Origin of the sequence: Maridesulfovibrio frigidus DSM 17176 (genome assembly GCF_000711735.1) — a bacterium.
GTDB classification, from domain to species: domain Bacteria; phylum Desulfobacterota; class Desulfovibrionia; order Desulfovibrionales; family Desulfovibrionaceae; genus Maridesulfovibrio; species Maridesulfovibrio frigidus.
Map to the genome: position 1 here is coordinate 82,225 of NZ_JONL01000001.1, position 15,589 is coordinate 97,813.

Below are 15,589 nucleotides of genomic sequence, written 5' to 3' on the forward strand. Positions count from 1 at the left end.
TCTAAGACACTTCAAAATTATAAACACTTTTAATTTGGAATATATGGATCTAAAATCATAGAAAAATTACTGATGAATGAATTCATAACCTTCTGTGCATGCTCAACTGTTTCATCTTTATTTATTAGGATCTCAAGGCGAACAAGAGCACCGTCCGTGCGATGCATTTGAACAGCATCCAGTGCAAGATAGACTTTATTCAGATATTCGTCTGTCATTATGCGCCCCCTCTGCTGAAACCAGTACAGAGCTAGCAACCTTGCTCCGGGCTTTTCAAGTATCAACCTTCGCACCTTAAACTTTCTTCCCACAGCGGGATCAGCAGGAAGATCTTTAGACGAAGACAAATCCCACCCGCCACCGCCAAGAAGACAACTGACAGGGTTATGAGCCGCCCGCTGAGGTTCCTGATAATCATAGTAAGATGCTAAGACTAAAATTTTCCTACCGGATTTCCGGTCCACAAAAAATCCCGAAAGATAATCATCAGCTCCCAGAGACTCGAGTATATTATCATCAAAATACTGTCGTTCTCCTGTAAATTCTCCAAACTGCATCGGGAAATTATCAAAGTTCGTCCGTTCGGGAATAATCCTTGTAGACAAAAATTTACCATTCAAAATAAAAAGGCTTCCAAGTAAAATAGCCATAATAAAAATATGTAGAGCCGGACTGGATTTAGATTTATCATATAATTCAGAAGATGATTCTGAGTAACGGACAGGTTCTTTTGAACCAAAAATATTCAATATTAAACTGAGTAGAACAAGAAGCGCAATTGAAAGAAGGTAAATTGCTATTCCGGAAGCCTCATGGAAAAAACTCTCCGCAGTTTCAACCGAAACATTGCGAGCAATATATCCGACAATAGCAATGCGCAAAGCGTTAGTTATAATAGCTGTAGGAACGGTCGCTAAAAATACCACAAAACGCTGCCACCCACGATTGCTAAACCAATAGCCAATCAGAATACCGAGTAATATCGTTGGAAATAAAAAGCGCAGCCCACTGCATGCGTCAACCACATGAAGCTTTATCATTCCCAAATCAATAACGTTACCTTCTCTGTAAACCGGGATATCGATAAACTGCATCATGCGCACAGAAAAATCTGAAGATAGGAGCCGCAATTTAAAAGTCAGCATGCGGTTAATAAAAGGTGGCGGGGGAACGGCAAAAGCTAAAACAAGCAAAGGAAAAAAGAAAGCCTTCATTGACTTTAAGCCAAACGCAAATAAAACTAGAGCTACGATGGATAACCACATGGAGACAAATACAAGAGCATCAATTGACGCGATTTTTCCTAAAAAGAAAAAAACAACAACTCCAAGTAGTGCCAGATAACCAGTCTTGAGCGAAGGCTTGGTGACCTTCGGGAGCATATCTCTTCTCTGCCACGCAACATATATTGCAAGCGGAACAACAAGCCAGCAATAAGAATAATCGTCATTACTCCAGCGTCTTATCAATGCTGGAAATGAATCGAAATAAAGTACAATCCACGCTGCTACAGCAGATATAAATGAAACAAGAGCGGTCACTTATATATTACTCCCCGGTACCCGGCCTTTAATAGTGTAAATATCTTTGAACATAGTATACTTCAATCGTTGGATTAATACATATCAAAAAAAACTTTAATCAGAAACAACAAATACTTATGTTTTAAATCCGCCCATAAACAATTTCCGCGATCAAACAAGAATCACCTTCAATATAAACGTCAGCAATAATTGTTACACTTGGAACCTTTACACCGAACTTGCGGGACACATAACCAAAAGGAGGAGTACTCTCTCCTTTAAGCATCTGCAAGGTAACAGCTTCACCAAAGTGCATTTCCATGGACACACCTGAGTTGGTGACGATAACTTTATGAGGGCCATCAAAAACAACATTACAGTCTTCGCTAAAATGCCATAACTGCTCAACTGAGTGTGCGCTTTTACATCGCAAATGATCCTGCACAACTATCCGCTGGCCAAGCTTATCAAGGGAAACGGTTCTTTCATGAATTACGGGATCACTTAACCGTTCATACCCGTTATGTTTACCTCGGAAAGTTTCAACATCGCGGTCAAAATGAACCGTTCCTTCGACCTCGGCATGGTTTTTCCATAGGAAACTGCCACCTATTTCACTCTGATTAAGACCATCAATACGCACGGTATTATGCGCAGATGTTCCTCGGAAATAATCGCGCCATTTATCGTTCCCACTGTAAACATAAGTCCCCGGATCAACCAGAAATTCACGTCCGGCAAGTGACATATAAATAGACAAAGCATCCGCATGTCCGTGAGCAGCTAGAGCACCGTAACCAAGGGGACCGGCATCAGCTACGATAAATAGTTCTGATTCAGTTCCAAAACTATCTCCGAGAATGAAATACCCACCACCACGATACTCGCGGCAATTAAGTGGAGATTTAGTTTCGCCCTGCGCAGAAGGTTCTCGAACGCGCCCCATAAGGCTCATCGATTTAAGATCGTATCCGCCAGACTTTTGCAGGAAATCATCTCGAGAAAACAGAATTCCGCCTGTTGCAAGTAGAGATTTAAATGGCTGGAATTCATCATACATCCCTAGCCCTGTTACTATGCCATCATCAGCGTCACCTATCATGGGAACATTGCCTGAAACATCCATGAGCGAGCTTATGAAGCCAATCATCTTTTCAATAGTTTTAAAATATTTTTGAGTAAATTTATTTTTGTCGGCTAAATACGCTAGTAGTAAAAAATCAATTACAAACTGCTGATACGAAGTGGTCTGTTCACGACCAACACCATCATCAAAAACCTGCGCACTGGATTCAGCCTCAAGGATATTTAACGCAGTTGCTTCCCACCTTTCGCACTCTTCCCAAAACGGCCATGTTTTGCAGGAGGTAAAAACACCGGCAGCCTCACCTATCAAATGATTATTTGCTGACGATCCTTTAGAATAAAACCCGTTGATGAAGTGGAGATGCTGATAGATAGAATCCAGCCAGCGGGTTCGAAACAGTTCACCGTCTTTACCGTCAAAGATGGGAGAATTTATTCCGCCAAGATACTGCCAAGCAAGGGACCAGTTAATAAGCCTGATTCCAATCTCTAAAGAACTACTCCAGTGTACGCCCCTCATATAAGGACATTCATCTAGCCAAGATTCCACCATTGATCTTATGGACCGCAGATATTTTTCATCCCCCGACACATGCCAAGCACGCGCAAGGGGTACAATCTGCAAAAACCTTGAAAGCTCCCACAGGTATTTTACATCACCGCATAAAGACTGATCTTTAAATTTTAACCTCTTACCAAAACTAAGCGGACTGAGTTTTCCTGTAGATGGATCTCTATTCCATTCAGGTGTCACGCATGGCACCTTATTCTCAAGAGCAAAGAGATTCATCCCTTCGTTCAAAATCTGATCTGCCGAAAAAACAATCAGCTCCTGTGCAGAATCAAGCCCATCCATAGGTAGCCAGCAAGAACTTGCTGATCTCAAATCAGCACGCGCAACAACTTTTGCAGTCATAAAGCCGAAACGTTCTGCAAAAGTGCGAGCTTCGGTTCTGAAACGCCACAAGACCTCGTTCGGCCTCATTGCCTTTAGCCTGTTCAAAAGCCATATTATTTTATTAACAGTCATCGTACGCCTACTTATGGATGGCACATATTAATAGTCGTTAAATTCCTGAGCCTCACTTTTATCTGAATCCTTAGTATAGTCATAGATGGGCAGTTCAATATATGCGAGCACAGCATAATAAATCTGTCCAAGCCCAAACCTGGTAATATAACTATTACTTACGAAATTCATGAAATTAACAGCGAGAAACAGGGCAAGAAAAACGTATTTTTCCTTACCCTCAAGTTGTCGTATCTTTCGAAAAATACATAGCTGCATACCAAGGTAAATAATAAGACCGACAATTCCGGTTTGCATCATAACTTCAAGAAAATCGTTGTGACTATTCCAGACATCCCCGCCACCAACAGATTTGCTTTCATGAGTCTTTCTATTACCTACGCCAACCCCTGCAAGCATTCCATCCAGAGGAAGTTTAGAGAATTCGTTAAGGTTGTGTTTCCAAATATAAGGTCTCCCTGAACCGAAGTTCTCAGCCTTATCGCGCCCCTTTGCAGAATCGACCATATCAAAGAAAATTGTATATAAAACAGCCGCAAATATCATACCCAGAATTCCGAGTATTCCAGTAAGGATTATGAGCATCCGCTTGTTTCGTTTGAACAAGTAATAGTAAACAAAAATGAACATGCCGATCAGAGAAGTACGCACATAACTCTTATACAAACAGTATAATGCCAGCGTTCCTAATACTATAAAAAACAGAAAAAGAGCCTTCCGCTGGCGAAGATGCTTAATGGTCGGGTCCATTGAACACACAATGGTATATATAACCATCAGCATAAGCAAAAAAGCCATGCAATGACCAAGATTATGCGGATTTACATACACACCTTGATAGCGATGAAGCCCAGTCCAGTACAAAACTTTATCCAGACCCATGCCTTGAGATATAAGCACTGCACTAGCACAAACAGGTATAAAAAAACCATAAATCATAAGCAATAATAGTCTGGTGTATTGCTTTCGTTGAGTAATAACATTCTTCATCACTATATAAGTAAAGAATGGAATAGTGAATTTAGCTACATCTTTTATATTTGATTTATCTATATAAAGTACAAATATAAAAAAACACCAAATAATGAAGAACATTATAAAAAAATCGACTACAGAAATATTCAGCTTTTTGGAGACAACTACACGTAAAATAAAAGCACCGATCAAGATAAACGTAGCAAAAACGGCAAAAAATTCGGTTATATTCAAACCGAAAATAAGCCACCCAATGTCGATGAACATGATTGGGCGTAAAAAGAAAAAAAGTGATAATAAAAAGGTCATTGTACCTTGCTCTTGATCTGTCTGTATAAATCTAAAATGCGGTCACATACTTTAGCTGATTCGAAATTATCTTTTGCGTAACTTTCAGCGTTTTTAGAAATTAATTTCATGCGATCAGTGTCACCAAGTAATCCATCTATTGCAGAAATTATACTGCTTTTAGAGACAGTTTCAAGTATAATCGCTGTTTCATCCGGGATAACAATATCAGCAATCCCGCCAGCAAGAGGGACCACAGGAGCAATACCCGCTGCCATGGCTTCAAGAAGCGAAACAGGACACCCTTCCGAATAAAAAGTGGGCAGAATGAAAATGGATGATTGTTCAAAAGCCTTACGCTTCTCAGCTCCTTTTATATAGCCTGGGAAAGATATATTTTCTATATTTTTAGCCCTTACTAATTCTTCAAGCAACGTTTTATCAGGACCATCACCAGCCATAATCAAGTGTAAGTTTTGATGTCTTTTGAATAAATCTTCGAAAGCCTCAACAAGCTCAAAAACGCCTTTTTTACGGACAATCCTCGAAAGAAATAAAACTGAATTACGAGCGGTTATGTCTTCAGGGCTGCTCGGTACATCAGCTTTGTTATACATAGTCGTAAGCACTACGACTTTATCTTCATCAATCCCAATATCAATAAGAGATTTACGGTACTTACTAGATAATACGACGATTAAACCGGCGCGCCTAAGCATGCATAGTAGAAACTTTCTACCGATTAAATTTGAGGTCAGTTTTTGAAAAAAATCTGGATCCCAGCCATGAAAGAATAGCAATATTTTACCCGAATATCCGAGCAGACAAAAAAGCATGAAAACAAAGAATTCTTTCACAAATGAACGAACATTGAAGGATGGATTTACATGAATGACATCAAAGCTCTCTTTTCGAGTCAGTTTAAAAAAATTAAACATATCAAGTAGAGGCTGAACGTACGCCTTAACGCCGACCTGCCCGACTCTGCGCCCAAGTGCGCCATGTGATACGTCTATCTTTCCCGTGAATTTTGAAATTAGCAACTGCGCAGTCTCAACTACACCGCCTATATGCTTAAAATCCTGAGAAATAATTAGAACTCGTAAAGATTCATCATTCAAATGACCTACCTCCTAACATATGCATACACCCCGACTACATGAATCGAGTTCAACATTCCACTTACTTATAAATCCTGAACCAACTCAATATCTTAAACAGAATGTAACGAGGCAGTAACATTCAAAGAAATATTATATGTAGTCTGCACGAAATAAGACACGAAAGTTCAACGCCGAATATTAATAAATTAAGTACAATTTATAAATGAAATTCAATTCACGGTTACTCTACCATACAATGGAGATTCTATCCCATGCTACAACTTATCAAGAAAAAATCTGATTATTTCAACTTCCCTTCTGACAGAAATAGAGATTTTTTCGAAGGTCCGGGAATAGGCAGTTTGATTCAAAATGTTGGCAGTCTTAATATCCTATATTTTGCAATACAAGATTTCCCGACTCTATTTGAAATGTATGGAAGGGAATGGGCAACATCCCTTGAAAACCAAATACGTGTAGCAATTGAAAATGAAGGGTACCTGAGATTACAGCATGATGAGTTTCATATTTTCTCGTTTAACGCAGGGGAATTTTTCTTACTCGACCCCAATGATTGCAGCAAAAAACTGGCACTGGACGAACTTGCCTACCAGTTTAAAGTGAATATAGAAAATTTGGTGAAAAGTGATCAAATCAGTCTTACTGGCAACACCATAACGTTAAATAGCGGACATTCATCATTTCGCGCCTCGCACACAAATAACAAGCTATGGTCTGGCTTCTTATCCGCCATCGGCGAAGCACGCCTTGAAGCACAGAACAATGCGGATCTTTCAAATCTTGAACTTAGCAAAGAATTTTGCGAAATAATAAAACACAGCAGAGTTAACTGCCACTATCAACCAATCGTGAACCTTGCTGATAAAAGAATTCATGGCTGGGAGGCTTTAGCAAGAGGACCTCGCAACTCACCTTTCCGCTCACCGCTTACCCTTTTTGATATGGCCGAAAATATTGGAAAGCTTTTCCAGCTTGAAAGAATATGCCGCGAGTCAGCAATCAGCTCTTTTGGTGAATTTGACCAGCAGCAAAAATTATTTTTAAACATTCATCCCCGCACCATTGTTGACCCTAATTTTTCCTCAGGTGAAACTAAAATTTTATTAGATAGATGGGGTCTTAAACCGGAAAACATCGTCTTTGAAATAACAGAGAGACATAGCGTAAAGGACTTCAAAACTTTCCGTAAAACTCTCGACCATTACCGCAACCAAGGCTATTTAGTCGCGATTGATGACGCAGGAACCGGATATTCAGGACTTTCATCCATCGCTGAGATTAAGCCCGATTACATCAAACTTGATAAGTCTTTTGTGGACAATATTGAAACGAGTCAGGTGAACCGTGCAATAGTTGAAACATTTACTGACTTTTCCGAAAAAATCGGCGGAAAACTATTAGTTGAGGGAATAGAAACTCAGTCACAAGCAGTCGCCATGATCGACATGGGCGTTCATCTCGGACAAGGCTATTTCTTCGCTAGACCCGCGCGCACAAAGCCAGACCTAACGAATGAAGCTATGAAAATTCAGAAAACTCCAGAGCTACGCACTGACACAAATATCTGCGGCATACCCGTAAAAAATCTGGTCAATAAAGTAGGTGCTGTAGAAATAGATACCCCTGTGCCTGTCGTTCAAAACATATTTGAACAAGGCAGTGGCGTCAGCAGTGTGGCTGTTGTCAAAAACAATGTTCCGTGCGGGTTGATCATGGAATATCGTTTAAACAAGCATCTTTCCGGTAAATTCGGTGTAGCGCTATATTCCAACAAAGCGATTGCCTCAGTCATGGACGATTCTCCGCTTACCATAGACCTCGAAACTTCGGTAGAAAACGTATCAAAGCAAGCTATGGCGAGAGAAAGAAAAAAAGCCTACGACGACATCATCATTACCAATGAAGGTAAATTATTTGGGGTAGTTTCAGTGCAAAAATTGCTCGATACCCTAGCTCATGTTCAAGTTGAAATGGCAAAAGGGACAAACCCGCTCACAGGTTTACCCGGCAATCTCGGAATAGAAAAAGAGATTGAAAGGCGCATGGAAGACAAGGAAAACTATTCAATTATTTACGCGGATCTCGACAATTTCAAAGTGTACAACGACACCTATGGCTTCAAAGGCGGAGACAAAATTATCCTGCTCATCAGCCGCATAATCACATGGGCAACGGCTAAATATGGTTCTGACGTAACCACTGATTTTATAGGACACATCGGCGGCGATGATTTCGTACAGGTGATTTCACCCGAAAAAGCCGAGAGAATATGTCTGGCGATTACACGATGTTTCAAGCGAATTGTCAAAACAAGCTATAATGCAAAAGATAGAGCCAATGGCTGGATGGAAGGAAAAGGCCGCGACGGCGCAACAGCTAAATTCCCGTTAGTCTCCGTGTCGCTGGCAATACTGGACTGCACTCCCGAGCAATCTCTGCTGGAAATAGGCGAACAGGCCGCATCACTTAAAAAGTGGGCCAAATCTATAGAAGGGAACTGCTGGGTGCGCGAAAGACGTCAGATTTAATATTCAACAAATCTCAAGCTACAATAAATCTTAGTTTACAGTAGATCTCAAGCTACAGTAGATTCTCGTCGAATATCTGCTTTATGCGATAACGCAAATTGGTGAATCTTTTTCCGGCTGTGATGTTGTTAAGCCCAATGTGAAATGCCCGTTTGCTACCTACCAGAACCGCCAGCGTGCGCGCTCTGGTCAGTGCAGTATAAAGCAGATTTCGTTGCAGCAATAAATAATGCTGTGAAACAATCGGCATAACGATAGCGGGATATTCACTACCCTGCGACTTATGCACACTAATCGCATAAGCAAGGGACAGCTCATCTAATTCGGAAAACTCATAATGAACGATATTACCATCAAATTCCGCGGTAAGCTCATTTTTTTCGCTGTCGATGTATACAACACGCCCGAGGTCACCGTTAAAAACTTCCTTATCGTAGTTGTTACGCATCTGTGAAATTCGATCACCCACACGGAACTCGACAAAGCCCCGCACTATCGGTTTGCCGCGCGCGGGATTGAGTCTGTCCTGTAATATAGAGTTAAGTTTCTGCGTTCCCACATCACCCTTGTGCATAGGTGTCAGCACTTGAATGTCGGTCATAGGATCGAGATCATAACGTTCAGGAATGCGCTCGCAAACAGTCTGCGCAATCATTTCTTGGACTTTCAATGGAGATTCTTGCGGTATCCAGAAAAAATCTGCTTCAGGCGCGTCTGCAGGATGCCCTAATGGAAATTGTCCATCATTAATTCTATGGGCATTTACTACAATATAACTTTCTTGAGCCTGTCTAAAAATATGACTCAGAACCGCGCTAGGCACTTCCCCGCTTTGCAATAAATCAGAAAGAACATTACCCGGCCCAACTGATGGAAGCTGGTTCACATCCCCCACAAAAATCACCCGACATGTAAGCGGAACAGCACGCAAAACCGACAAACACAGCTGAGAATCAAGCATTGAAGCCTCATCCACAACCAGAACGTCCGCCTTAAGCTTCTGATCTTCATTGTAATAAAAACCGCCGCTATCAGGAGTATATTGCAACATACGGTGAATTGTAGAAGCAGATCTGCCAGTAGCTTCTGACAATCTTTTAGCAGCTCTACCCGTAGGCGCGGCAAGCTTAACCTTAAGCCCAAGCTCGCTAAGTGTAAGCACCACAGCACGGGTGATGGTAGTTTTACCAGTTCCCGGTCCACCAGTAATAATAAAAAATTTGTTTACGCAGGCCGCAAAAACGGCTTCACGCTGCTCAGCCGAAAGGTTAAACCCAAGTTCCTTTTCAACCTCAGGTAAAGTCTTCTCAACCTTCTCTTTACTTACAGGTGATGGATGACTCACAAGGCCATGTAACCTCTTACAAATTTCGCTTTCAAATCTGTAAAAATGCATCAAAAATACTGCCTGATCAATATCCTGATCAGGAAGAGCTTCTACTCTAATGCGCTTCCTTTCTTCAAGAGCTTGAATGCCATCATCGACCAAGGTAAGATTCACGCCACCAAGCATCTTTGAAACGTCTTCAACAAGCTTATCACGAGGGCTAAACATATGCCCGCCCCGCTCACTTACCGAGAACAAAGAATAAACAATCGCGGCCTCAATTCGCTGAGAAGAATCCGCCGCAAAGCCCAGCTTAAGAGCCATAGCATCTGCCGTCTTAAAGCCGATACCACGGATATCATAAGCAAGTTCATACGGATTATCGGTAATTCTTTTAACAGACTGCGCGCCATACAAATTGAAAATTTTAGTCGCGTAAGTAGGAGGTACATCGTGCGTATGCAGAAATATAATCAGATTCTTTATTTCGCGCTGACTCTGCCAAGAATCCACAATATCCGCTAATTTCTTCTTGGAAATACCTTTAATCTTAAGCAGCTTTTCCGGTTCATCATCTAATATATCGAGGACTTCCACCCCGAACTTTTTAACCATGTCGGTCGCAATAGCTTCCCCGACACCTTTGATAGATGAAGACTTTAGGAATCTGATAACACCGGCTTCGGTCGCAGGACGAATGCGTTCATGATAATCAGCTTCAAACTGGCGACCAAACTTAGCGTGCTGTTTCCAGCGGCCCTGAAATTCGGCAGTTTCACCGGGCGTGAGTTGTCCAAGGCACCCGACAACAGTAATCTGCGCTGGTTCATCTTTTGAAGATATACGAGCGACAGTATAGCCGTTCTCTTCATTATGATAGACAACTGTTCGAACTTCACCAGTTAAAGTGTCCGACATCCGGTTTCCTTTTCGATATTGCTATATCAAGCTTATCAGTAGCAAGTTTGTCCATATCGAAGAAGAATCAGCAATATGAATAGAAATTTGTGATTAAAAACTACAACTTTTGGCGATATTCAAGAGCCTGACGCAAGGTTTCTTTATCAGTATGTTTAACCTCAGTTCCAATTGGAATGCCCTGAGCAAAACGGCTTAATGAAATCTGCGAAAATCTATTTTGCACCATATTTTTTACATAGGAAGCCGTGGCTTCGGCTTCGACAGTAGCACCGAGAGCAAGAATCAACTCAGTAACCTGACCCTTAGCAAGGCGATCTTCAAGCTTATTAAATTCTAAATGCTGCGGAGAAACTCCATCAAGCGGAGAAAGAAGGCCGCCCAAAACCAGATAATAGCCGCGATAAAGACCCATCTCTTCAATTGCAAGAAGGGAGTCCCACTCAGAAACTAGACAAAGTTTATCCCTTTCCCTACCGGGATCAGAACAAATACGGCAAGGGCAAGATTCCGTAATACTTGCGCATTCTTCACAAATACAAAGACTTTCACGCAAATCAATAATGCTCTTCCCAATGCCAGAAACCTTTTCTTTAGGCATCTTAAGCATAGTCAAAGCAATTCTTAGAGCAGATTTAGGACCAAGACCCGGAAGCTTAGACAACTCCAAAGCCACCGCCCTTAAAGGACCCGGTAAATTTTCCACTTGCTACCTCTATATATGGACTGTGCTTGCTAATGCCTCCGGCGGCTTAAGAACCTTTTTGAAAAAAGGTTCTTAAGAATCTCCAAAAACTTTTAACGGGCTAGCACTTAAGATTCTTTGGACTGGACAATTTACTTTCATGCCTTCCCCCCCCCCTCGATAAGGTTTCCAAAGGGGATTATCCCCTTTGGTGGGGGTGCAGGGGGCAAAGCCCCCTGCTCGCCGAAGGCTATAAAACTTTATTACATCATGCCTGGGATGTTCATGCCGCCAGTGATCTGGGACATTTCTGATTCCATCATGGCTTTTGCTTTTTTGTTCGCGTCATTCACTGCGGACATTACTAGGTCCTGAATCATTTCTGCATCACCGGATTCGATGACTGCTGGATCGATTACTATGGAGAGAACTTCGGATGAACCGTTAACTGTTACGTTAACCATTCCGCCACCAGCTGAACTTTCAACTTCACGTTTTTTCAGATCTTCCTGAAGTTCAGTCATTTTACGCTGCATAACCTGAGCCTGACGCATTAAGTCGTTCATACCTTTCATTATATTTCTCCTTTTGAAATAAATATCATTTTATATACTAACATCGTAAAGAATTACACATCCCTACGAGGATCCACAGAAATAATGGACGCGCCAAACGCATCAATCACGCGCATGACATCTGGATTGGCTTCGACCTCAGCACGGAGCTGTTGTCTGCTCTTTCGTATTCCTTTGCTATTTACGGTGACTTCGACCTCAATATCAGAACCGAAATATTCTGCTGAGAGCCTATTAATAGCTGTAAGGGTATCACGAGTGCTAATCTGATTCTTATGAAATGGGTTCGCGCAAGTCAGCACAAACTTACTGTCAGTGACCAGACCTTTACACTTGCTTAGTCCGGCAACTGTTCCATTGGCACCGCTGTCGACCACGTACTTCATAAACCCTTCAAAGTCACGCGGACCATTCATGGCGGGGGTTGGAGTAGGCTCGGTCGCAGCTGGATCTGGATTTTCAGATTCGCTAGCTAATGGCTGATTGTTTGCTGAATATGACTCAGGTTCGGTTGGCTCTGAACCGCGATATTCGGCAACAGGTGCATTAAATTCTTGTGTAGGTTCTGATTGCGAGGCGTCAGGTAGTGAGGAATCTTCTGATCCCATTTCGCTTGTAGCTTTGCCACCTGCCGGACTTCCGGATTCACTGCGCCCCATAGGACGATTGGAAGTCGGAATCATGCTTGTTTGCGTAGAACCGGACTGCATTCCATTTTGCTGGGCAGGCGCGTTTTGCCAAGGTGGCGTTTCCCCAGACGGAGGAGCAGAATTTTGCGGCATGGAAGCTGGTGCGGGCCGCGGATTCGTAGGAGGAGCAGGTGCCGCTGGAGCTGGAGCTGGAATTGCGGCTCCGCCAGCATTTGCTAGGGCTCCTGCTCTTTCCATTGAAATAAGATCTGACAGGCTAGCCATATTCAGCAATAAAAGCTCAAGTGCCATAGCAGGCTCTAAGCTAGTCATAACTTTGCGCTGACCATCAACAGTCATCTGCCAACAAGCATGGACGAATGAACGTTCAAAAGTTTGTGCCCAGTGCATGAATTCTTTTGCTTCTTCCGTGGAAAGATCAAGTAGCGGAATAGCACGCTCTCCCGACTGACCAAGAAGAAACATATTGCGCCAGCATGAGCTTAATTCGCGGATAAAGAACCCAAGATCTAAACCGCGATCAAGTACCTGCTTCACAACTTCGCCGACAGATACTAGGTCCCGCGCATGAATAGCTTGCATCAAAGTGAAAAATACATCTTTTCCTGCAAGGCCCAAGATAGATCTAACATCGGCTTCAAGCAGTTTTTCACTGCCTAGCGCCAAGACCTGACCGAGCAGAGACATGGAGTCACGAACACTACCCGCCCCTCTTTTTGCGATAAGATCAATTGCTCCGCTTTCGAATTCAACTTTTTCCATCTGCAAAATATTAGCGAGATGCGCGACAAGTTCCGAAGTTGAAAGCATCTTAAACGCATAATGCTGACATCTACTAATGATGGTTGCCGGAAATTTATGTGTTTCCGTTGTAGCCATTATGAAGGTGGCGTGGGAAGGCGGCTCTTCAAGAGTTTTCAGCAGCGCATTAAAAGCTTGAGTGGTGAGCATATGGGCCTCATCTATGATGAAGACCTTGTAGCGAAACTCAATGGGAGCGTATCCTATATCTTCTTTAAGGCGGCGTGCATCATCAACCTTACCATGTGAGGCGGCATCGATTTCAACAACGTCGACGCCGATTCCGGCTGTAATCTGACGACAGTTTTCGCACACGTTGCATGGTTCTGCGGTTGGTGCATTAACGCAGTTGAGTGCTTTAGCAAAAATTCGGGCAATAGTAGTCTTGCCGACTCCGCGAGTTCCGCTGAAAAGGTAGGCAGGTGCAATTTTATCCTGCTGTGCTGCGCGGGATAAAATAGTTTTGACTGCTTGCTGCCCCGCCACGTCAGTAAAGGTTTGCGGGCGATATTTTGCTGTCAGATTCGATGTACTCATTATGCAGGTAAATCCGTATGTGGTTCCCATATATTAAAAACGTCCGAGACTCGGAACCGACAGTCCCGGACGCGTGATAAAAGCTATATCTCGTAGTAATTCAACCATTTGACGTATTTCTCATTTCCGCCTTTGACTGCATTAAAATATTCTGTTTGAAGTTTCTTAGCAATCTCTCCGCAGCTTCCTTCGCCGATAATCCTGTTATCCACTTCGCGAATAGGAGTTACCTCAGCAGCGGTTCCGCAGAAGAATGCTTCGTCAGCAATATACAGCTCATCACGAGTGAATAGCTGCTCCACAACCTCATATCCGAGATCGCGTGCAACTTCCATAAGACTTGCGCGGGTTATGCCGGGCAGTACTGATGTGAGAGGAGTCGTCTTAATAATATTATTTTTTACGATGAAAATATTTTCGCCGGTAGCTTCAGAAACATACCCTTGAGTATCAAGCATAAGAGCTTCATCATATCCATCAGTAACAGCTTCGACTTTGGCAAGAATAGAGTTAACGTAATTACCACAGGTTTTAGCCTTAGTCATCATTACATTAACATGATGGCGATTAAAGGAAGAAGTTTTTACTCTGATCCCTTTTTCAAGCGCTTCGTCTCCAAGGTACGCACCCCAAGGCCAAGTGGCAATAGCTACCCGGATAGGATTTGAGCCGGGGTGAACTCCCATAACTCCGTCCCCGATAAAAACGAGAGGACGTATATAACCTTCTTTAAGCCCGTTAACCTTAAGGGTCTCAATAATTGCTTCTGTAATTTCTTCGATGGTAAAGGGGATTTTAATACCGATAATTTTTGCGGAATCAAATAATCTTACCACATGTTCTTTAAGTCTGAAAACAGCAGATTTGCCATCCACGCAAACATATGACCTTATACCTTCAAAGACACCTGCACCGTAATGCAATGTATGAGTCAGCACATGGACCTGAGCGTCATCCCAATTAACTAGTTCACCATCAAACCAAATTTTTTCAGCTTTCTGTACCATGGGTACCCCTTATCTTGCTTCATTATTAAAACCCGGCAACACAATAAAAATTCCTTAAAGCAATAATAATCACTTTTGGGAATAACGGGAAGAATGAAGCTAAAAAAAAGAGGGTCCAAGGTCAAGAAGGATCAACTAAAAGTATATAACCTTCCTTAAAAACGTATGGAAGCTAAACGCTGATTATAGAATTCTGCGCATCTCCATATGGAGTATCCTCTACCCCATCAGCTGAGGAATCATTAAACCAAATGCTTTCTCCGGCAAGATAGCGAAACTCGTAATTACGCCCAGTTTCCAAATCAACTGTTACAGTGTAATTCCCGCTCTTAAGTTTCTTCATGGGAGTTGAGCCTATATCCCAGTCATTAAAATCACCAACTAGATAGATAGTTTCACCATTTTCTATCTGAGATTTAGGTACTTCAAAGCGTACCTTACAAACAGGTTTAGTTTTCAAATACTTTTTAGAAATAGCCACGAGATACTCCTTTAGCTGACAACATTGTTATTCAGCGGAAAAATACGATATAAA

The 15,589-nt window shown here is 42.2% G+C and carries 11 protein-coding genes; 1 reads left to right on the forward strand and 10 read right to left on the reverse strand.

Annotated features, from left to right (window positions below):
• Positions 1 to 29 precede the first annotated feature (29 nt).
• The 4 genes from xrtD to BR06_RS0100460 form a co-directional block, all read right to left on the reverse strand.
• The gene (gene xrtD, locus BR06_RS0100445; protein WP_031479031.1) at positions 30 to 1,541 is read right to left on the reverse strand and encodes a VPLPA-CTERM-specific exosortase XrtD; all 1,512 of its coding nucleotides are present in this window, start codon (positions 1,539 to 1,541) and stop codon (positions 30 to 32) included.
• Positions 1,542 to 1,665: 124 nt separating this feature from the next.
• A complete protein-coding gene (locus BR06_RS0100450) occupies positions 1,666 to 3,639 on the reverse strand; it encodes a heparinase II/III family protein (RefSeq protein ID WP_031479033.1) in 1,974 nt (657 codons plus the stop codon).
• Between the two features lie 27 nt (positions 3,640 to 3,666).
• Positions 3,667 to 4,923, reverse strand: a complete 1,257-nt coding sequence (locus BR06_RS0100455; protein WP_031479035.1) for an O-antigen ligase family protein — start codon at positions 4,921 to 4,923, stop codon at positions 3,667 to 3,669.
• Entirely contained in the window at positions 4,920 to 6,023 is a 1,104-nt protein-coding gene (locus tag BR06_RS0100460) for a glycosyltransferase family 4 protein (protein ID WP_031479037.1), read from the reverse strand. Before BR06_RS0100460 ends, BR06_RS0100455 begins: the two co-directional genes overlap by 4 nt.
• Before the next feature lie 254 nt (positions 6,024 to 6,277).
• Between BR06_RS0100460 and BR06_RS0100465 the strand changes: the two genes are divergently transcribed.
• Positions 6,278 to 8,554, forward strand: a complete 2,277-nt coding sequence (locus tag BR06_RS0100465; protein ID WP_031479038.1) for a GGDEF domain-containing protein — start codon at positions 6,278 to 6,280, stop codon at positions 8,552 to 8,554.
• 52 nt (positions 8,555 to 8,606) lie between these two features.
• On the opposite strand, the gene recD2 is transcribed toward BR06_RS0100465, so the two are convergent.
• The 6 genes from recD2 to BR06_RS0100495 form a co-directional block, all read right to left on the reverse strand.
• A complete protein-coding gene (recD2, locus tag BR06_RS0100470; protein ID WP_031479040.1) occupies positions 8,607 to 10,799 on the reverse strand; it encodes an SF1B family DNA helicase RecD2 in 2,193 nt (730 codons plus the stop codon).
• Between the two features lie 100 nt (positions 10,800 to 10,899).
• A complete protein-coding gene (gene recR / locus BR06_RS0100475; RefSeq protein ID WP_031479042.1) occupies positions 10,900 to 11,505 on the reverse strand; it encodes a recombination mediator RecR in 606 nt (201 codons plus the stop codon).
• 242 nt (positions 11,506 to 11,747) lie between these two features.
• Positions 11,748 to 12,059, reverse strand: a complete 312-nt coding sequence (locus BR06_RS0100480; protein ID WP_031479044.1) for a YbaB/EbfC family nucleoid-associated protein — start codon at positions 12,057 to 12,059, stop codon at positions 11,748 to 11,750.
• A 53-nt stretch (positions 12,060 to 12,112) separates the two neighbouring features.
• Positions 12,113 to 14,047: a DNA polymerase III subunit gamma/tau gene (gene dnaX, locus BR06_RS0100485; protein WP_031479047.1), complete on the reverse strand. Its 1,935-nt coding sequence runs from the start codon at positions 14,045 to 14,047 to the stop codon at positions 12,113 to 12,115.
• An 83-nt stretch (positions 14,048 to 14,130) separates the two neighbouring features.
• Positions 14,131 to 15,054: a branched-chain amino acid transaminase gene (locus tag BR06_RS0100490; protein ID WP_031479049.1), complete on the reverse strand. Its 924-nt coding sequence runs from the start codon at positions 15,052 to 15,054 to the stop codon at positions 14,131 to 14,133.
• A 172-nt stretch (positions 15,055 to 15,226) separates the two neighbouring features.
• The gene (locus tag BR06_RS0100495) at positions 15,227 to 15,535 is read right to left on the reverse strand and encodes an isoamylase early set domain-containing protein (protein WP_031479051.1); all 309 of its coding nucleotides are present in this window, start codon (positions 15,533 to 15,535) and stop codon (positions 15,227 to 15,229) included.
• Positions 15,536 to 15,589 lie beyond the last annotated feature (54 nt).

Coding starts and splice junctions, on each gene's coding strand:
- BR06_RS0100450 (WP_031479033.1), bottom strand. CDS start 3,639: ATGACTGTTAATAAAATAATATGGCTTTTGAACAGGCTAAAGGCAATG.
- BR06_RS0100455 (WP_031479035.1), bottom strand. CDS start 4,923: ATGACCTTTTTATTATCACTTTTTTTCTTTTTACGCCCAATCATGTTC.
- BR06_RS0100465 (WP_031479038.1), top strand. CDS start 6,278: ATGCTACAACTTATCAAGAAAAAATCTGATTATTTCAACTTCCCTTCT.
- recD2 (WP_031479040.1), bottom strand. CDS start 10,799: ATGTCGGACACTTTAACTGGTGAAGTTCGAACAGTTGTCTATCATAAT.
- BR06_RS0100480 (WP_031479044.1), bottom strand. CDS start 12,059: ATGAAAGGTATGAACGACTTAATGCGTCAGGCTCAGGTTATGCAGCGT.
- dnaX (WP_031479047.1), bottom strand. CDS start 14,047: ATGAGTACATCGAATCTGACAGCAAAATATCGCCCGCAAACCTTTACT.
- BR06_RS0100490 (WP_031479049.1), bottom strand. CDS start 15,054: ATGGTACAGAAAGCTGAAAAAATTTGGTTTGATGGTGAACTAGTTAAT.